The organism is Streptomyces sp. NPDC046985 (assembly GCF_040644415.1).
Taxonomy (GTDB): domain Bacteria; phylum Actinomycetota; class Actinomycetes; order Streptomycetales; family Streptomycetaceae; genus Streptomyces.
This window is the reverse complement of record NZ_JBEYWK010000023.1, coordinates 17,263-35,335: the sequence shown is the minus strand read 5'-3', so window position 1 is coordinate 35,335 and position 18,073 is coordinate 17,263. Positions and strand designations below refer to the sequence as shown.

At 72.0% G+C, this 18,073-nt stretch carries 15 protein-coding genes and 1 pseudogene; 6 read left to right on the top strand and 10 right to left on the bottom strand.

The window, feature by feature from the left end; all coding sequences use genetic code 11:
- The first annotated feature begins 499 nt into the window (after nucleotides 1–499).
- The 5 genes from ABZ861_RS26380 (at nucleotide 500) to ABZ861_RS26360 (ending at nucleotide 5,416) form a co-directional block, all read left to right on the top strand.
- A complete protein-coding gene (locus ABZ861_RS26380; protein ID WP_361634779.1) occupies nucleotides 500–2,146 on the top strand; it encodes a hypothetical protein in 1,647 nt (548 codons plus the stop codon).
- A gap of 92 nt (nucleotides 2,147–2,238) precedes the next feature.
- Nucleotides 2,239–3,045, top strand: coding sequence for a GNAT family N-acetyltransferase (locus ABZ861_RS26375; protein ID WP_361634776.1), 807 nt, complete (start codon nucleotides 2,239–2,241; stop codon nucleotides 3,043–3,045).
- A 117-nt stretch (nucleotides 3,046–3,162) separates the two neighbouring features.
- On the top strand, nucleotides 3,163–3,657 hold the full coding sequence (locus ABZ861_RS26370) for a hypothetical protein (protein ID WP_361634773.1): 495 nt from the start codon (nucleotides 3,163–3,165) through the stop codon (nucleotides 3,655–3,657).
- Between the two features lie 36 nt (nucleotides 3,658–3,693).
- A complete protein-coding gene (locus ABZ861_RS26365) occupies nucleotides 3,694–5,058 on the top strand; it encodes a hypothetical protein (protein WP_361634770.1) in 1,365 nt (454 codons plus the stop codon).
- A 163-nt stretch (nucleotides 5,059–5,221) separates the two neighbouring features.
- On the top strand, nucleotides 5,222–5,416 hold the full coding sequence (locus tag ABZ861_RS26360) for a hypothetical protein (protein WP_361634767.1): 195 nt from the start codon (nucleotides 5,222–5,224) through the stop codon (nucleotides 5,414–5,416).
- Between the two features lie 284 nt (nucleotides 5,417–5,700).
- Here ABZ861_RS26360 and ABZ861_RS26355 read toward each other — a convergent pair whose 3' ends face one another.
- Nucleotides 5,701–5,964 carry a hypothetical protein gene (locus ABZ861_RS26355; RefSeq protein ID WP_361634764.1) on the bottom strand — a complete coding sequence of 88 codons (264 nt, stop codon included), beginning with the start codon at nucleotides 5,962–5,964 and terminating at the stop codon, nucleotides 5,701–5,703.
- Nucleotides 5,965–7,457: 1,493 nt separating this feature from the next.
- Between ABZ861_RS26355 and ABZ861_RS26350 the strand changes: the two genes are divergently transcribed.
- The gene (locus ABZ861_RS26350) at nucleotides 7,458–7,964 is read left to right on the top strand and encodes a hypothetical protein (RefSeq protein ID WP_361634761.1); all 507 of its coding nucleotides are present in this window, start codon (nucleotides 7,458–7,460) and stop codon (nucleotides 7,962–7,964) included.
- Nucleotides 7,965–9,983: 2,019 nt separating this feature from the next.
- On the opposite strand, the gene ABZ861_RS26345 is transcribed toward ABZ861_RS26350, so the two are convergent.
- The 9 genes and pseudogenes from ABZ861_RS26345 to ABZ861_RS26305 all read right to left on the bottom strand — a co-directional run bounded on the left by ABZ861_RS26345 (nucleotide 9,984) and on the right by ABZ861_RS26305 (nucleotide 18,055).
- Nucleotides 9,984–10,526 carry an SMI1/KNR4 family protein gene (locus ABZ861_RS26345; protein ID WP_361634759.1) on the bottom strand — a complete coding sequence of 181 codons (543 nt, stop codon included), beginning with the start codon at nucleotides 10,524–10,526 and terminating at the stop codon, nucleotides 9,984–9,986.
- Nucleotides 10,527–10,636: 110 nt separating this feature from the next.
- Nucleotides 10,637–10,987: a hypothetical protein gene (locus ABZ861_RS26340; RefSeq protein WP_361634756.1), complete on the bottom strand. Its 351-nt coding sequence runs from the start codon at nucleotides 10,985–10,987 to the stop codon at nucleotides 10,637–10,639.
- A 53-nt stretch (nucleotides 10,988–11,040) separates the two neighbouring features.
- Complete coding sequence (locus ABZ861_RS26335) at nucleotides 11,041–11,397, bottom strand: hypothetical protein (RefSeq protein WP_361634753.1); 357 nt, start codon at nucleotides 11,395–11,397, stop codon at nucleotides 11,041–11,043.
- 619 nt (nucleotides 11,398–12,016) lie between these two features.
- Entirely contained in the window at nucleotides 12,017–12,529 is a 513-nt protein-coding gene (locus tag ABZ861_RS26330; RefSeq protein ID WP_361634750.1) for a hypothetical protein, read from the bottom strand.
- A gap of 424 nt (nucleotides 12,530–12,953) precedes the next feature.
- Nucleotides 12,954–13,231, bottom strand: a pseudogene (locus ABZ861_RS26325) (DUF6354 family protein).
- Between the two features lie 106 nt (nucleotides 13,232–13,337).
- Nucleotides 13,338–15,155 carry a hypothetical protein gene (locus ABZ861_RS26320; RefSeq protein WP_361634747.1) on the bottom strand — a complete coding sequence of 606 codons (1,818 nt, stop codon included), beginning with the start codon at nucleotides 15,153–15,155 and terminating at the stop codon, nucleotides 13,338–13,340.
- 105 nt (nucleotides 15,156–15,260) lie between these two features.
- A complete protein-coding gene (locus ABZ861_RS26315; protein WP_361634744.1) occupies nucleotides 15,261–15,680 on the bottom strand; it encodes a hypothetical protein in 420 nt (139 codons plus the stop codon).
- 446 nt (nucleotides 15,681–16,126) lie between these two features.
- Nucleotides 16,127–17,347 (bottom strand): recombinase family protein, encoded by a 1,221-nt coding sequence (locus ABZ861_RS26310; protein WP_361634741.1) that lies wholly within the window; start codon nucleotides 17,345–17,347, stop codon nucleotides 16,127–16,129.
- 114 nt (nucleotides 17,348–17,461) lie between these two features.
- On the bottom strand, nucleotides 17,462–18,055 hold the full coding sequence (locus ABZ861_RS26305; protein WP_361634738.1) for a hypothetical protein: 594 nt from the start codon (nucleotides 18,053–18,055) through the stop codon (nucleotides 17,462–17,464).
- Nucleotides 18,056–18,073: the final 18 nt, after the last annotated feature.

The following is an 18,073-nucleotide window of genomic DNA, read 5'->3' as shown; positions in this document are numbered from 1 at the left end:
GTCACGGGCAGTAGTGGGATGGCTTTGAGTGTTGTCCAGCGCGAGTCGGTACGGCTACGGAGTTGCCGGAACTGGTGCTCAACTCCTCTTCAGAGCACGAGACTTGCGCGCTAGCGGCCCGGTATCCGAGTTGGGAGACGATCGGCCGCATAGTGGCTCCGGGCCCTCGTCGCCCGTCGCGACGTCTGCCGTGACGTCCCGTCACGCACGCCGCCGGGGACCAGAAGCGTCATCTTTCCGCATGATGCGCTGCTAACAGGACAAGATCGCTCTCTTCCGGGGGGTGCCTTGCGTCGTCCTGCGGACGCACGCCAGGATGGGTTACCGCGCTCACGGTGCTCGTTCCCGTCGGTCATCCCCACCGTTGACCGTCCCGGGTGAACTGCAGCCCACGCTCGAACCGGCATCACCAGCATGATCGACATGATGACGGCGTCCTGACCTGATGGCTTGGCGTCGTACCGAGGTGGGGCGGTGCGCCACGCGAAGCCCGGTTCAAGTGAGCCCCCCCCCATGTCCACCACCAGCCCTTTCGTCGAGCCCCGGTGCCGCGTCCAGCGCACGCAGCCGACCCGGCTCGCCCGCCTCCTGGACGCCGAAACACAGATCGGCTACCAAGAAAGCGCTCCAAGAGGTCACCAGCGCCGGCGAGGCCGGCCGGCTCCCCGACCGGCTCGACCACCACGGCCTCGACCTGGCCCTGCGCATCCTGATGCAGCAGGACTACGCGATGTGGAGCCCGCTCGCCGTCGGCCACCCGTGGCCCGACGTCTACCACCCCCTGACGCACGCCCTGCCCGGCACCCAAAGCAAGCAGGCCCGGGACGCCGCGGAGAAGGCCCACCTCGCCGGGACCGGAGAAGCGGCCCAGGACGGCGACTTCCACCCTGACGAAGTCCTCAACGCCTACGACGAGGACGAGGACAGCTTCGGCTCGGAGGCCGGGACCGGCCAGGACGGCCAGGGGGATCGGGCGGCGGAGGACGGCGAGGACCTCGACATCGCCCCCGGGCCGCAGAAGGACGCCGAGATCGCCGCGCGGTGGTGGCTGGAGCAACTCGCCGAGGACGGCGTCCTGCCCCGCTACCGGATGCCGCACCCCTACCCCGGCCGTGTCGGCCTGCCCCTCGACGCCGCGCTGGATGCCATGCGAGTCACCGGCGACGTGGACGGCTACGAGGACGAGCTGCGCCGCATCGTGGCCGCTGAGCCCCGCGATATCGACGCCTACGCCCACCTCGGCAGCCTGGCCCTGCAGCGCCACGACGGCGAGTTCGGCGACCTCATCTCCTGGGTCGGCCCCACCACGGCCGAGCGCCGCCGCTTCCTGAAGGAGGCGCTGGCCTGGTACGAGGCCGCCGTCGCCGTCGGCGAAGTCTCTCTCCCGATAGTCTTCCACGGCCGGCTGCCCTGGTCCGAGACGGACAACCGCCCCTTCCTGCGCGCCGTCCAGGGCCTGGCCCTGACCCTGTGGCGGCTGGGCCGCTTCAACTCCGCCGAGCGCGTCCTGGCGACCCTGCTCTACCTCAACCCGAACGCCAACCAGGGCGCGCGCGAGAGTCTCGCCGACGTCCGCGCGCACCGCCGCTGGCACCCGGGCATCATCGAGACCGACGACCAGCGCATCCGCAACGACGTCCTGATCGTCGCCCGCCGCCCGGTCTACACCCGCCCCGGCAGCATCCGCACCCTGCTCACCGACGCCGTGCCGCCCACGCCCGAGACGGTCGCCGACGTCGTCCGCCGCGCCGCCGCCCAGGCCCTGGGCGCCACCTGGGACGGCCGGTCGTCCCACATCGTCGTCGGCCACCCGCGCACCGGCATCAAGGTGACGATCGTCGCCCGGCACCAGCGCGGCCACAGCCTCACCCCGGACGAGTACTGGTGGGACGCCCACCCCGCCGGCGCCGACATGGAGGGCCCCGTCCTGTTCACCCTGGTCGCCGACCGCGGCTACATCGCCCTCGCCCAGCTCCTGCGAGCCGACCAACTGGCCGCCTACCGCACAGCCGACCTCCCCCGCTGCGAGCGCACCGCCTTCACCACCACCTTCATACACGGCGCCACCCACTACGGCACCGACATCACCCGAATGATCAACAACGCCCTCGACGACCTCCCGGCACAGCCCGGCTCCTGGCAGTGACCGCCCGCTCCGGCCCGGTGCACCCCGGGCCGGAGCCCCGCTGTGCCGCGGTCTCGCCCCGCCCGGCCGCCCGGCACTGCCATCATGGGACGATGGAACCCGTCGACGCAGCCCTCGCCCGCCGGTGGCCCGCCGTCCTCCGCGCCGAGCGCGTCACACTGCGCCCGGTCACGCACGAGGACGCTCCGGTCGTCCGGGCGGTGCTGACCGACCCCGACGTCCGGGCCTTCCTGGGCGGTGCGGCGAGCGAGGCGCGCATCGAGGCCCGGCAGCGCGAGTACCCGGCGACCCCCGGCGTGTGGGCGGTCGCTCCCGCTGGCGGCGGCGAGGCGATCGGCCTGGTCAGCATCACCGCGGACAGTCGCTCCGCGGGCAGGGCCGAGATCTCCTACCAACTGCTCCCCACGGCCTGGGGCCAGGGCTTGGGGCGCGAAGCTGTCGGCGCGGCCGTCGACTGGTGGGCCGCCGAAGTGCCGGACGGCGGGCCGCTCGTCGCGGTCACCCAGGAGCGCAACACCGCCTCCCAGCGCCTGCTGGAGTCGCTGGGCATGACCGTGCTCGACACCCTCTTGGAGTACGGCGAACCGCAGTACCTCTACACCCCGGGCAGCGAGGAGACCACCCTGCGCTGGGCCCGCCTGCTCCAGGCACGCACCGACGAAGTGGAACGCCGGCGCGGAGCCGAAGCGCGGGCGACCGCCGCCGGCCGCGCACTGCCGGAGGACCTGTCGGCCCTCACCCCGACGGAGATGGCCCGGCTGTGCCCGGCCCGACACGGCGCCTACGGACGCATCTGCGCGCGGAAGCAGGACCACGACCCCGACCTCCACCTCGGCAAGGCCGCGGACGGGGCCTGGATCGCATGGATGGGCACCGCCGAGCCGGCCCCCATCCCGTGACACCGGAGGCCGGCCGCAGCCGCAGCGGGCGTTCGGCCGGAATGCGCGGCCTGGGTCGCCCGTAGGGTGACGTCGTCAGCCTTCATTCATTCCGGAAAGGCCCCCGTCGTGCAACGCGTGCAGCCCGATGGCGACTTCATCAGCCTGGCCGACTACCTCGCGGACCCCGCGAACTACCGGCCCCGCTCCAGCGGGGGCACCGTCGTGGCCGCCCGCACGCGGGACGGCACCGACTGGGCCGTCGGCGCCGGCGACGACGAGGCGCCGTCGGTCTTCGACGACGTCACCGGAGCCGTGCGGGTCATGAGCAGCCGCTGTGGTACGTGCATCGGCCGGGCCGGGAACCCCGCCGGGCTCACCGACCGGCGGCGCGACGAACTGCTGGGCCGCCGCGACGACGGCATCTACGACGAGGGCCACACGGTGTGCCACTCCACCCTGCCGGGCAATGCGTACGGCCTGCCGCCGGCGGTGTGCGCCTGGATTGCCGAGCACCCGCAGGCCGCTCCCCGCTCGCATGCCATGCGCATGGCCGCCAGAGCCGGCGTCCAGTACGCGGACCCGCCCGCCGGGCCGCCGCCGACAGATCCGGCACCGCGCGCCGCCGGATAAGGTCTCCAGAGACCGGACGCGGACGGGGAGGACCAGGTGGGGGACCGGCAGCCTTTCAAGTTGCAGCAGGCCCGCGACAAGAACGGCCTGGTCATCTCGGCCCGACAGATCGGCCAGACGCCCGAGCCGTTCACCCGCCCGCTGCGCTGCCCGTACTGCGAGCACGAGGTCATCGCCCAGCCCGAACAGCCCCGCATCTCCACCAAGGGCAAGCCCTTCACCCGCGGCGCGCACTTCGCCCTGGCCAAGGAGAAGGAGAAGGGCCGCACCGCCGAACACCTGGCCCCGTGCCCGCTGCGCACCGACTACACCGTGCGCGCCATCGCCCGCAAGTCACAGGGACTGGCCGAACTGCGGTCCGGCGGACTGCAGTTGCGCCTGGTGCTCGCCCCCACCAGCGACACCAAGGCCCCACTCCTGCCGCCGGCCGGATCGCCGCTCCTCGCGCCGCCCGCGGACCCGGTCAACCTCAAGATCCACTCGGTCGATCCAGCACTCCCGCCGGCCGTCACCAGCGCCGCCCGGATCGCCCAGCTCCTGGCCCTGTACGGCGACGACCCCGAGAACGTCGAGCACTTCACCGTCAAGCACCCCGGGCTGCGCACCCCGGTGCCCTGGAACGACTTCTGCTTCGGACCCGACCCCGACCACCTGGCCCGCCTCTACCAGTGGCTGGGCGCCGGAACGGTCCGCCACCCCGTCGCCGTCCTCGGCGAGGTCACGCAGATCAGGACTACCGACACCACCACCTCCTTCCGGATCGCGACGGACGTTCCCACCGGCCTGCCCGGACCCCTCGCCCGCGCTGAGGTCTACCTGCGCGTGGACTCCCGCCGCCGCCCGCTCCTGGAACCCCTCACCGAAGGCACCCGCGTACTGGCCCTCGCCGCCCCGGACGTCGCGTTCAAGCTGTGGAAGCCGAACAAGAGGGGGCTCGGCCACCAGGTGGTGCTGTGGCCAGAGGCCCACTGGCAGATCGCCCACTGGCACGTCGACGGTGCCGGGATCCCTACCGCGCCTCGCTCGCCCAGCCCGTTGAGTGAACCGGTCCGGCCGCGGACTCGCCGGCACCCGTCGCCGACCCGCCCTGCTGCACCGGACCGCCCCGCCACCTCCTCGTACCGCCCCGCCCCCGCGCCCGCACTGCCCAAGACCGCGCCGCGCCCGCCCGCTGCGACTCCGGCTCCGCCCCAGCCGGCCACCCCGACCGCGGAGGATGTTCCCGTTCCGGACGCCGCCCCTGCTCTGCCTGTGGTGCCGCCTCCGCTGGTGACGCCGCCTCCGCCTGCACCCGTGGCGCCCCCGGTCACCCCGCCCGCCGATCCTCCCCGGCCCGTATCGCCGCCGCCGGAGCCGCCGAAGCGGCGGGCGGGCTTCCTCGCGCGCTGGCGTCGCCGCTGACCGGCCCCTCTCGAGCAGCCCGGTGGGGTGCGAATTCTGCTGTTCCGCCCCCGCCGGGCAGGTCCGCGGTGGACGATGTGATCGTGACAAACGGTGACACGGGCAACCCCGGGCCGCTGCTCCGCCGCGATGACGCGTTAGCCGCACTCGGGGAGGCAGCTCGATGGTGGGCTGTGACGTGCCGGAGGATCCCGAAGCGGGCGAGCTCGCCGAACTCGTGGCCGAGCTGGTCGGCCGGCTGCGTGCCGACCAGCTTGACGAGCGGTCCCGTAGCGCCGCCGAGGCAATGGCCAAGGTCACCGAAGCGCTGGGGGCGGTGTCCCGGCTCCGCGGCCTGCTGCCCGCCGTCTTGCTGTGACACCTGCGTGCCGCCGTGGAGAAGGAGCAGGATGCGCGCGGCCGCTTCGCACGGGGTGGCGATCCCTCAGCCGGGCAGGAAACCGCGGTCCGTCGCCCCAGAGCGCCTTCCACCGGGCCCGCACGACAGGCGAGCCGCGCCTGATCCACTCGCGAGGCCCGCCATCGTCCCGGCCCGGGTGTGTCTGCGGTGAGATAGCAAGAAGGCGGGCCCCTCGACCGTGCCGAGGGGCCCGCCCGTGTACTACGAACTCGTGTACTACGAACTCGTGTCCTGCCGCACCGTCAGATCTGCAGAATCAGCGCTTCCGCCTGTGCGAGCGCAGCGGCGGCGAGGAGGGCCTGTCCCTGGCCTTTGAGCTCGTCCAGGCGCTGGACGGCGTCCTTGTGCCGGGCCGAGATCACGCGGCCGCGCTCGTCCCTGGCCTGGCCGCCGCGGTCGAGGTAGGAGGCGAGGGATCGGGTCTGCCCGCCTGCTCCGCCCCTCGATCGGCGCCGCCCGGACACCTGGCACCCGATCACAGACGCGATGGTGGCCGGCTCGTCCACCTGGAATCAGGGGGCACCGGACCTGGCCGCCGCAGTCGGCCCACGCATCCCGCTGGCCTACAACTCCGCCTTTGACGCCGGGCTGATCGCCCACGGCGGGGATCGCGATGCCGGGGGGCCGGCCGCCCCGGACCGGCACGGTGAGCGAGGACAGGACGCGGCCGAGCGAACGTGGACGGCGACGGGCGGCCCAGCGCCGAGCTCAGGGCGCCGAGCTCGTCGGCCGGCGGCGAGACGCGGCGGGCCCGGAACGGCAGCGGGACGGGCGGCCGCCGGACACCGCGGTACGGGTGCAGCATCGAGCAGCGGCCCCGCGACCAGGACCTGATCGCGCCGGGCGGCGCGCGGGCGGTACGCCGCTGGCGCGGCACAGCGGAGCGGCGAAGCCGCGGACGGTTCGACATTGGGCCGACCGGCGGGGACGGTGACCGGTGAACCAGGCGCGCGGGCGCCGCCGGGACCGGTACGCGCGGTAGAGCAGGACGGCCCCCGACCGGCGCAACGGCGCCCGGAGACGAGCCGGCCACCGGGCGCGACGGCCGGACCCCGGCACTACACCGGGCGGCGGGGCGGGGCCGGGGCGAACGCTCGGGAAGGCGGCGGACGACCGACGCGAGGACGGGCTGCGGCCGGCGGCGAGCGCGGGCGGACGACGCCACGGCGGACCACGGGACAGCGCGGGGCGACGGCCGGGACGGCCCCGGAGGCCGCGCCGAACACCGACCAGCACGACGCTGGGCAGCGGCAGACCACGGCCAGGTCGGCGGGCCCGGCGCGGGCGGCGAAGACCCAGGCGCGGAACGGCGGGCGGGCACGCCGGGCGGCGGCGACAGGGCGGGCAGGGACGGCGGGCGCGGACGCCGGGAATGCAGCGGCGAGCAGCAGCACCTCCCCCAGGACAGCAGCAGCGTCCGGGGACCAGGCAGCACGGGAGTGGAGCAGCGGGCAGCACCACGACGACCAGACCGGCCCTCGGCGGGCTGCCGGCGCAGCACGGACAGCAGCACCTCCCCCGGGACGGCACCGCCGGCAGGACCCGACCGGACCGGCGAGCAGCACAGCACCAGGCGACACAGCAGCGAGCAGCAGCGGGCGGCGGCGTACGAGCCGGACACCGGACGGCACCGGGGCACGGGGCGGGCAGCTCCAGGACCCGGCGGCGCTGGGGACGGCCGGGCCCCAGGAGGCGCTCGGCACCGGCACACCGCGGACGCCGGACGGCGCCGGAACCTGAGTGCCTGTTTCTGAACCTCGTGAGCGCAGGTCAAGGGCCACGAGTCCGAAATGAGAGGTCTACGCAAGCGTTCGGGGAACGGTCACGGTGACCGTTCCCAGAACGGCAGCCCCTGAGGATGGTGCGGGGGTTCAGAAACAGGTCAGGGGAATTTCGACAACTCGCCCATATTGGCGTGAAGTAGTGCCATCCATGGGGCGGCGAGGACTGTCTACTCATGCACTCGGCTCCGCGGGGAGCCCGAATCCCGGGGGGATTGATGAACCTGCGCACGAAGAAAGCTAAGCTGGCAGCGCGCACCGTCGGTGCGCTGAGCGCCAGGCGACCTGCCACGATCCTGGCGGCCGCTGCTCTCGGTACGGCCGCCTTAGTCATCGGCGCAGTTCCAGCCGAAGCTGCGGTTGTCAGCCGCAGCGACGCCTGCGGCTACGCATGCGGTAGCGGCACATTCACCTGGTCGGGCAACACCCACCTGTCCACCGGCTCCATGTCGGTGGCGCGGCGGTGTGGCACCGGCTCGGGCGGATCAGTGATCCAGATCCAGGTCTTCGAAGCCCGCAACGGCCTCGTCTACGGTGCGGAACACTCCAACAACCTGCGGTGCGGGCAGTACAAGCGTTTCCCAAGCTCGGGTAACACCCTGTCCTGGAGCTCCAGCGGCGGGAACATCTGTTGGTGGCGCGTCGCGGTAGCAAACACCCCGTCATTCAGCCACGTAACCTACGGCAGCATCCAGTACAACCCCGCCCATCCATCCGGCTGCTGACCGGTGGCTGCAGTGGGTGCGCGTCGGCCAGGGCACGGTGGTTGACGGTGGCTTGGGCGGGCGGCGTGAGGGACCCGATTGTCCGGCGGGGAGCTGGACGGACGTGAGAAAGTGAGCCAGGGACGGCTTTTAGGAAGTGATGGTGGCGACACTGATCAGCGTCGCGGCTCCATACCCTCCCGCCACACCATCCTCAGGGGCTGCCGTTCTGGGAACGGTCACCGTGACCGTTCCCAGAACGCTTGCGTAGACCACTCATTTCGGACTCGCGGCCCTTGACCTGTACTCACGAGGTTCAGAAACAGGCACTGAACCCGGCGGCGACGCGGCGCGGACCGGACGAGGAACGGCAGCGAGCCCGGGGAGGCCGGCGGGCGGCGACGGGGACGGCGGCGGACGACGGGCAGCGGCACCTCCCCGGACAGCACCGCCAGCAGACGGGCCGGGCAGCGAGCAGCACCACGTCGAGCAGCAGCGGCGGGGGGCACGGGTACGAGACGGCGAACAGCAGCAGCCACACGAAGGCGCCGCGACGGGCAGCGGCACCTCCTCCAGGGCAGCAGCACCCCGACCGGACCGGCGAGCAGCACAGGACCAGGCGGCACAGCAGCGAGCAGCGGAGAGCGGCGGCGGCGTACGCGCCGGCCACCACGGCCGTCACCGCCGCCACGCCGAGCGGCGCCGGGGCCGGGCGAGGTCGCCGACCGGCAGCGCGGCGGCGGGCGAGCCGAGGGGGCGACAGCGGACCGGCACGCCGAACGACGAACGCCGAGGCCGGCGTCGGCGCACGGGCCGGACGGCAGCAGGCGGTGCGCCGACCGACGCGGGCCGGTGGACGCGGGTACGGACCGACGGGCGGCCGGGAGACAGCGTCCCCGCAGAGCCGACACGCCCCCGAGGCCGGACGGGCGCGGGGGCCGGGACGGCGGCCGGCGGGACGCGGCAGGCACGGCGGGCCCGGCGGGCACGGGGGCGGGCGACGAGCCGAGGGTGTCACGCTGTCACGCCCCCCGACGACGGGCGAGCGTCACACCCCAACGTGACACCCCAGACCCGACACCGACGACGACCGACACCGCCGACGGACGAAGACCAGGACGGCCACGGCACCGGCAGCACCGCCAACCCCGGCAACCCCCGGCAGGCGGCACGGCGGCACGGCCGGGCGCGGGCGGCGGCGGGCACGGGCGGGGGCGCGCGGCGCGGGGACGGCAGGCGGGCAGGGCGGGCGCGGACGGCGGCGGACGGGCGCCCGGCGGGACGGCGGCGGAGGCGGGAGCAGGGGCCGGGACGGCGGCGGGCGCAGCGCGCGCGGCGGCGGCGCGGCCGGGACGGCGGCGGGCGGCGCGGCTGCTGACGCGGCGGATGGAACGGGGACGGCGGCGGACGGAGGCAGGGGGCGGGCACGACGGCGGGCGGCAGCGCGGAGACGGCACGGGCGCGGGGCCGGACAGACGGCGGCCGGAAGCGAAGCACGGGCAGCCACGGAACGGTGCAGCCGCCAGGAGCGCGGCGCACGGCGGTGCGGGGGCGGCAACGCGCAGCAGCACCTCCTGGGCAGCACCACAGCCGGACCCGGCCCGCCCGCCCCAGCCCGACGAGCATCTCCTCGACGAGGGCCGCCCAGCAGCAGAGCGCCACCGCGAGCAGCAGCGAGCGGCGGCGGCGGGCGGCGGCGAGGCGGACACCGCGATGGCGGGAGGGGGCGGCGCGAGCGGCGGGGCGGGCGGAGGTTGTCGCTGCCGATGAGCGCGCCGCGAACCGCAAGCGCGGCCGGGCAGCGGCACCATCCTGTTGCCGTCGAGCCACCCTCTGGCAGAGGGAGACGGCCTGCAGTCTGCGGCGCCCGCTCACCCCGGCCGAACCGGTCAGCAGCCGGGGCGTGGGTGGTGGTAGGTCGGCTCTCTCGAACGACCGCGCGATCGGCCGATTGGTCGGGGCCTTGGTGATCGTCTTGTCTCCCCGCCGGCTCCATGCGTGCGTGGGCCTGGTCGCTGGCCGGGATGTGCGGCGGGCGGTTCAGGACCACCAGTCTCGGCCGGAGTGCCAGCGCCGTACCCACTCCTCGAAGCCCCAGGTGGGGTCTCCAGGCGCCGGGAGGGCCGCGTCGGCAGCGACCATCCAGACCTCGCCGCGGCCGGGGCCTGTAGTCAGCAGAAGCCAGAAGGACTCCCCGTCTTCGGATCCGAGGACAATCGATCCGGCGTTGAACGCGGCGTCGATGCGTGGATCCTCGTCTTCGACCTCCCTGTCCTCGGACCAGTACCAGGCCTTCTGCAGGGGGAAGGGCTGGCTTGGCTGTCGTGGGCCCACTCCGAACCAGGCGTTGGGCAGATGGCCGAGCGGTTGCAGGCCACCGTCCCAGGGGGGACCAGAATGCGACCCGTTGCTGATCTCCGCGACGAAGGTCCTGTACGGCTCCGGGAGGAGCACACCGTTCTCCGCTTCCCATGCTGCGACGGCTTCATGGCCAAGCGCCGGTGCCCGCCGCTCCGGCGGGAATGCGTCACGTAGGAAGGCGAGAGTGGCTTCGGCAGGCCGCTGATCATACTCGGGAGACATATCAGCATGCTGGCAGATCCGGCTGCGGGGCTCAGACCCACGTCGGTCGCACAGCGGGTGAGGGCGGAGGTCCTTACACGGTGTGTGCCACTGCGGTCGTCAAGCCGGTCTCAGGCGGTGCTGCGCAACCGACGGTCCCAGCAGCAGGTGTCTCCCACCCACCCATACTCGTGCCGGTGCGCGGTGGCCAGCAGGACCGCTCCACCGCAGAACTTGCACGTCTCCAGGTCTACATAGGCGCCGTGCTCTTCGAGCACAGCGGCGATCTGCTCGTCAGTCGGGTGCTTGCCGAACGACTGCTCAGTCAGCACCTGGTCGTCGCAGCAGCGCACCAGATCGTAGGAGCGGCCGCCGCCATTCCAGACCAGTTCCCGGACGAAGTACTGCTCTTCATCCACCTCGAACGGCTCGTGATCGACTTCACGACCGGGCACGGATCCGGGCTTTGAGGAATTTCCCATGTGTCTACCAACTTCCTTCCGGGTCGGGCTTGAAAGCCTTGCGGCTGATGCGCCTAGTGTTTGCGGTCGATCTGCTTCACGCGGGCGCTCAGAGCGGCGGCGGTGCGGCGGGCGTCGTTGACGGCGTCGCGCAGGACATCCTCCAGGGCCTGCCTCGTGCTGTGGCCATCACGTTCGCTTGCGACGGCGTAGACCGTGCCAGCGTCGACGCTTTCGAGCGTGACGGTGCCCGTGATGAGGACATCATGGCGGTCGTTCTCCAGCAGATCGTGGTAGGACCGGGCGTCCTCAGCCATGGCGCGACGCACCTGAACCGCAACGGTGTACCCCTCGTGGGTGAAGCGGGCGGCCCCGTCGAGGTCGAGGCGGAAGCCAGGGTCGGCGGGGGCTCCGAGCTGGTGCAGTTCCATGGGGGATCTCCCGGAGTGTCGGGGTGTGGGATGGGCCGGACCGAGCGTCGGCGGGGGAGGGGGCAGTAGTCGAGAAGTGGGCCGTAGTGGTGCTGGTGGAGGTCGATGACCTCGTGGATGTCGGTCTGGGTAAAGCCGCACATCTCGGGGGTGAGCGTGTCGTCGCCGAGGTCGATGGAGATGTCCAGCAGGACTGTGAGCAGGTCGTGGAGGTCGCGAGGAGGGAGGGTCAGAGTGTGGCGAGGGCTGTCAGGGGAGAGGTGGGCGGTCATGAGATGGGCCAAGCGGTGCCAGTACGGGTCCCATCGGTCGAGCAGGTCGGCGCACAGGTGGCGAGCGATCGCAGTGGGCACGGTGACGATGGGGGCAGCGAGCATGGCGTTCGGCCGGCAGCGTTAGCGGGTCACGTGTTGCTCCACGCGGGGCGGTGGGACGGAGGCGCCGTGACGCAACCAGAGGATCACCGACGATGGCTTCTCGGCCATGGCCAGGCCGGGACCCAGCCCCGGTACGCCGTCCGCATCTCGATCTCACCGGCCTCGGCAGCCCGGACGCCGGAGCAGTCGTGGACCAGGTCCGCGAGATCGCCGTCGAGCCGGGCTGCTTCCGCCGGGCCCAGTTACCGCAGTGCCTCGGCGGTGGTGTGCGGATCGCCGCAGATGGCCGACCAGCCCCTTGTCTCGGTCCGGAGCGCTTCAAGCAGCGCGCCGGAGCCGTCCAGAGGGTGGAGCTGCCGCGCGCCCGTGGGGTCGAACGTCCGCACGCCGCTGGCGGAGGCGTCGAAGAGCGCGGTGCGCCCGTCGGCGCTGCGGACGGCCGCCAGGTCCACGGCGACCGGCAGCGAGCCGACCGGTCCGTTGATCACGGCCTCGACCGTGATCCGCATGGTCGGCGCCGTCCGGTGCTTCCCGGCGTGCTCGCTCTGGAACAGCAGCGTCCCGGGAGCGAGCCGGCGGCCGGAGGCGGTGGCCGCGTCGAAGCCGTCGGACAGCGTGCGGGAGACCAGGGAGAGTGCGTCGAGGATGCTGGTCTTCCCGGCGCCGCTGTATCCGGTCAGGACGGTGAGCGTGCCCGGGGTGAACTCGCAGTCCGCGACGGACTTCAACCTCGTGAGCGCGATGTTGGTGATCACTGCAACTCCTGCGTGGTGACGGTCGGACGGCAACCGGCCCGACCGGCCTAATCATACACAGAATCATAATGTTAAGCAACGTACCGAGGTTGGTGGGTGGTGCATCTAGGGGCCCGACCTGGGCCTGAGCCGTCTGAGCGCGGAAACTGAGAGCGAGAGCGTGGGGCCCAACCCAACAGTGAACTTGAGAGCGTGAACCCCCAAATAAGAGTGACTGAGTCCGGTTCGCGGGGTTGGTCTGACCTTACGGGGTCGGCGGCTGACTCACGGAGGGCGGGCGGAGTCGTGGCTCCCTCTCCGCTCTCATCTCTGCTGAGCCGCTTCACGCCTCATTCGGCGCACGCCGAGGTGATAGCGCGCGGGCCAGCGGCCCTGTCAACTGTCACCTTCGCTGTCGGTTCTCACCGTCCGGGCGGCTCGAGGGCTACTGCTCGGGGGTTCGGATGGCGCGCAACGCGGCGCGGGCGTAGTCCGCGGGCGTGGCTCCCGGCCTGTGGACGTCTGCGACGGCCGCCAGCACGGCCAGGTACTGCGGGCGGCGTCGGTCGCGTCCTCGATCAGTTCGAAGGCGGCGGACCGCAGCCGGGCGAGGCTAGCGTGGGTCTTCTTCCCCTCCTGGCCGATGAGGTCGTGCTCGACGGCGAGGTCGGCGCGGGATTCACCGACCGCGACGACGCGCAGGCGCCGGTCGGGGTGCTTCATGTCGGGGGCGAGGTCACGGTAGAGCTGGCCTTTCGTGATGACGGCGCTGGGCATGATCTTCTTTTTCGTTTTCGTCCTGTTGAGGTCTGGTCGTCGGTGCAGCACCTCAAGTGCCGCGTGATGCCGGGGGCTTCCGGCGGCGTGTTCCTCCTTGGCGTGCGCCGCTCCTCGTATCCTGCCGAACGCCTCGGCCGGAGCGCCGCCGCGGGGGCGTTTGGCGCTGCCGGTGTGTGAGGTCGGCGCGGCCACGGGTCCGCTGAGCGGCGCTGGCGCCGACCTGCGGGGCTGCGGCGCGGAGGTAGAGGTTGTGCACGTAGGCGCGGGTCTGCGGTTCCCAGGTCCGGCCGAGGATGTGGGCGATCCAGGCGGCCGACACCATCGGGCAGACCGTGTCGGCGATCAGCTGGGCCTTGTTGCGGATTCCCTCGCCGCGTCCGACGTGCTTCCAGGGGTAGCCGGGGAGGAAGCCCACCGCGCGCCCCAGGTCGGCGTGGTTGTGCTTGAGCCCGTCCGCCTCGCGCTTCCACCCGTACGCCGTGCCGGTCACCGTCGTGCCGGGCCGGTCCGCGTCGAAAGTCCCGCCGCCCTTGGGCCGACCGGTGTTCGGGTCGATGCCGCGCACGCCCCGGGTGGCCACCTTGTGGCCCTTCTCCCAGCCCATGCAGTGCGCCCAGGTGGTCACGGGGAACGGCGCGCTGGGCCGGTAGTCGACGAAGGGGCGGGTGTAGCGCATGCACACCAGGAAGCTCCGGCACCGCTTCGAGGCGGCTCCGTAGTCCGCGGCCTCCAGGAGGCTGAATCGCGCGTACTCCCATCCGGCCTCGTAGAACTCGCTGCTGATGGCCTCGACGACGTACTGGGCGGCCGGGGACTTCAGCAGGTTGCTGGACTGCTCCATGGCCACCCACCGGATGGTCCCGAACTTCGCCTGGAGGGCGAGCGGCCAGATCACCGCCTCGGCCATCAGCCCGGTGCGCGGGTCGTCCAGGGCGGCCAGGGGAGCGCGGACCTCTGCCCAGCTGGCCCCGGTGGGCGGGGCGTAGCCCTCCAGGCCGTCGCCGGCGTCGTCGACCGTGATGAACCCGGCCGCGGCCCCGGCGTCGGAGATGACGTCCTCCAGGATCTGCATCGCCGACGCCTCCAGGCCCGCCCGCTTCCCTCCCGGGGACAGGGTCTGGCAGGGCGGGGAGAGGATGACCGCCACCACGTAGCGCAGCGCGAGGTGGCCCGGGTCCAGGTCGGTGACGGAGGCGCAAATGCGGCGGTGCCCGGCGGCCCGCGCGGTGGCGCAGGCGCCCTCGGACAGGTCCACGCCGACCATGTCGACCTGCTCGCCGAGCACGGTGGTGATCCCCTCGCACCAACCGCCAGGACCTGCATAGAGGTTCACGATTCTAATCGGATCGTCCGGTTTCGGACTTGAGAGCCACTCGACCGGCCACGGCCCCGCGAGCTCGGCCCGCTCCTCGTCGCTCAGCGCCGCGATGTAGGCGTCGCGCTCTGCGTCGTCCAGGAGGTCGATGTCCTCCACCGGCAGGCCCAGCACGGCGCGCACCTTCGCCAACGTCACCGCGGCCTGCTCGCGGACCCAGTACGCCATGTGCGCACGGGCCCAGATCGCGGTGCTCTCCTCCTCCAGCTCCAGACGGTAGTTCCAGCCCTCGTCCTCGACCCGCTGGGGCAGGCGCCACCGCCGGGCCTGGCCGATGGCCTCGTACGCGGCCGTCACCGTGCCGGAGTGCGCCTCGGCCAGGGCCAGCGCGGCGGCGCGCCCGGCGGCAGCCCGGCCGCGAAGCCGCTCCGCCTCCGCGAGGGCACACGGCGGTTCGACCGCCGCGCCCCCTTCGCCGTCCATGGCCGCGGGGCCGCCCGGGTCGCTGACCGTGTCGCGCGCCGACGCGGCGCTGGAGGAGGGGGCGTGCATCGTCGTGTGCCTCTGAACTGTCGGCCGTCCTGGAACAGGAGGGCGGGAATCCCGTAGAACCACATGCAGACTCGTAGGGTTAAGAAATATCGACGTTGGGGGTGGTCAGACGGACGCGGAGTCGGCCGCGTCCCGCAGCATCCGCTCCGTCTGCTGCTCCCCGAACGCCTCGACCAGCGCCGCCACTTGGCCTTCCAAGCCGATGTTGTTGAACGCGCTGGCCCGCTCGTCGGCGTCGTCGTGCACAGCGTCGAAGGCGTCGAGGTCGCTCAGCTCCGGTCGGGCGCCGCTGTTGTAGGCGCCCGACGCGCCGCGGTGCACCATGTCGTACACCAGCTCGTCGACATCCGTGGCGGTCAGCTCCAGCTCGCCGGCCAGGCGGATCAGCGCTGCGGGGCCCTGCGCCTCCTCCGTCGGGCCCGGGGCGCCGGCCGGCTCGGGCTCGTGCTTGCGCTGGTCACCGGGGTTGGTGTTCTGGCGGATGGTGGTTATGGAGTCCTCCGGAGCGGGGTTCCTCGTGGTCAACGGCGAATGGGGCGCGGGTGGGGAGGCAGGCTCACGGACGTCGGAGAGGGTCGGGGCAGCGAAACCCGCGGTGGAATCATCGGCGGAGACGCACTGACGGGGCGGCTTGGCGATCTGCGCCTGCTCGGTGAGCAGAAGTCGTACTCGGGCGGTTGGCGCCCCGGTAGCCATGGCGATGTCACGCAGCGTTGCGCGCCGCAGAGCCAGTGCAGCCACCGCTTCGCCTAGGGCTGACGCGTGGGCGGCCTCGATGGACCGCAGCTTCTCCAACTCCGGTGTTGTTGGGATGAGTGTGACCTCCGCTGCTTCGCCGACGAGCGCCAGCCCCTGCTCGGTGCTCTCGCGTGCGGCTTTCAGAGTCCGCCCATGCCCGAACACTCCGTAACGGGGAACGCTCACCACCCAGAGCCGGCCCCGCCGGCTGGCCTGGCACTCAATCACCTGCTTCACGCCGCGCCCTCCAAGTCGTCGATGATCTGCTGCACGATGACGTCCGGCAGAGACGAGGGCACGGCCACCTGCCGGGCGCCGATCCGGTACAGCGTGTGCGTGGCGTTGCTGCTCACTCGGCTGACGGTGAGACCCCGACGAGCTGCCGCCGCGCGAAGACGAGCCAGCGAGCTGCTGTGCTGATCACCTGCGCGCAGCGCTGCTGTGACCGCCTGCGCTTCCTTCCACTCCTGGACGCTCACGACCGGCTCGTGCACGATCTGCGGCGACCAGACCCACTCCGAGGCAGGATTCAACCGGGAGAACCCGGGGCCGCCCGTGCGGCTCGCCTTACGGTTGTAGACCTGGTAGCCGGTCAACTTGGGATTCGCGATGAGCCCCTCCACCCGGTTGTGCGTCCACTTTCCGTCAATGGGATACCGGTCGGGGTCCGACGACAAGATCGCGGTAATGTCCGCTGCTTTGAGATGTTCTTCACGTCGTAGTCGGCACAGCTCTGATGCCGCGTCGAACCGGCGTGAGTCGGGGTGGGGGGCGAGTCTCCGCTTGGGGCGGGCGATGCCGAATCGCGCCTTGTCCCGCACCGGCGCGTTCTCATCGATCACCGCGATGTACGGGTAGGGCGGATAGCCGTGATTCCATCCGCCGATGGCGTGCTGGACCTGCCCTCCCATGGACATCTCCACCAGGACCGTCCGGTAGACCTCTGCATCGACCTGGCTCTGACGGCGCATGCGCAGTCGACCCGACTCGGTGCCGCCCACCGGCTCATTGGCGTAAACGATCTCGACCCCGACCTTTTCGAGTTCGTGTTCCACGGTGAGGCTGGTGAGCATGGCGCGCGCGAGCCGGTCGGAGCGCTCGGCCAGGACGTGGGTGTAGCCCAGCAACTCGGCCCGCTCCAACAGGTCTTGGAGTCCACCGTCGCGAGGCGTCGGCACGGCCAACGCGTCGTACATAGCCTGAGGCCCCAGTCCTCGCAATTCCGGGGGAAGCATTCCGGATTCGACGTCCCAAAAATGCGCAGCGAATACCTCGCCCTTCTCTAGTCGGGCGGAAGCATAGGCCACCTGTCGTGGAATGGAGGAAGCGGGATTTTGGGTTCCGTCCTTGGTTGAAACGCGCCCGACGAATACCGGAAGGCGCGGACGCGGGTCCGCCGCATGGTAGCCGGGCAGGTCGGAAAGGTCGATGGGAGGTCCGAAAGAAGAGATCATGAATTTTCCTTGACGCTCGCGAGCGTGATGTTGCACTGCACCTTGAGTCGTCGGCGACCGTGCCCTCGTCGGGCTTGTGGGGTCGAAGACCCACGGCCGCGGCTCGGCGGACGCTCAGACGTCGTTGGACTGCTCGGCAGTGGTGAGATCGAACCCGAGGGCGTGGAGGCTCGTCTTGATGTCCTCCACGATGTCGCCGCTCTCAAGGTCGGGATCGGTCATCGCGGCCAGGACGGCGTTCATGCCCGCCGTCGCATCGGGCCCCGGCGCCGTGTTTTCGGCTGGCCGGCCGAACTCCCCGGCCAGGACGGCCATGACCGTACCGAGCATCTGGACGAGCTCCCCGGTCTGCCGGTCGGCGGCCTCGTCGTGGTAGGCGTAGTCGTTGCCCAGCAGCGCCCCGTCGGATCCCTTGAAAGGGGCGAGCTCGACCCGGTGACGGGCGAGCACGGAGGCGTGGGCGGTGATGAGGCTGTGCACCACGCTGCGGGACGACCCCACGGCCGGGCCCGGCGTCTCCGCCAGCTCGTGGCCGCGCAGCATCGCCGCGCACTGCAGCCAGCCGGCCAGGTCCTGGACCCGCTCGCTGAGGAACTGGTCCCAGTAGTCGAAGGGCAGGGCGGACGCCGCGGTCAGTTCGGCGAGGGCCGCGGCGACGGTGGTCGAGTCGGCGTCGCCGGGGAAGCCGGTCAGGGCTGCGCTGGTCATGGGGTTCCTCGAGGTGGG

Bases quoted from the DNA above. Each gene is read 5' to 3' on its own strand.
- ABZ861_RS26375 (WP_361634776.1), top strand. From the start codon at position 2,239: ATGGAACCCGTCGACGCAGCCCTCGCCCGCCGGTGGCCCGCCGTCCTC.
- ABZ861_RS26360 (WP_361634767.1), top strand. From the start codon at position 5,222: ATGGTGGGCTGTGACGTGCCGGAGGATCCCGAAGCGGGCGAGCTCGCC.
- ABZ861_RS26350 (WP_361634761.1), top strand. From the start codon at position 7,458: ATGAACCTGCGCACGAAGAAAGCTAAGCTGGCAGCGCGCACCGTCGGT.
- ABZ861_RS26345 (WP_361634759.1), bottom strand. From the start codon at position 10,526: ATGTCTCCCGAGTATGATCAGCGGCCTGCCGAAGCCACTCTCGCCTTC.
- ABZ861_RS26340 (WP_361634756.1), bottom strand. From the start codon at position 10,987: ATGGGAAATTCCTCAAAGCCCGGATCCGTGCCCGGTCGTGAAGTCGAT.
- ABZ861_RS26335 (WP_361634753.1), bottom strand. From the start codon at position 11,397: ATGGAACTGCACCAGCTCGGAGCCCCCGCCGACCCTGGCTTCCGCCTC.
- ABZ861_RS26320 (WP_361634747.1), bottom strand. From the start codon at position 15,155: ATGCACGCCCCCTCCTCCAGCGCCGCGTCGGCGCGCGACACGGTCAGC.
- ABZ861_RS26310 (WP_361634741.1), bottom strand. From the start codon at position 17,347: ATGATCTCTTCTTTCGGACCTCCCATCGACCTTTCCGACCTGCCCGGC.
- ABZ861_RS26305 (WP_361634738.1), bottom strand. From the start codon at position 18,055: ATGACCAGCGCAGCCCTGACCGGCTTCCCCGGCGACGCCGACTCGACC.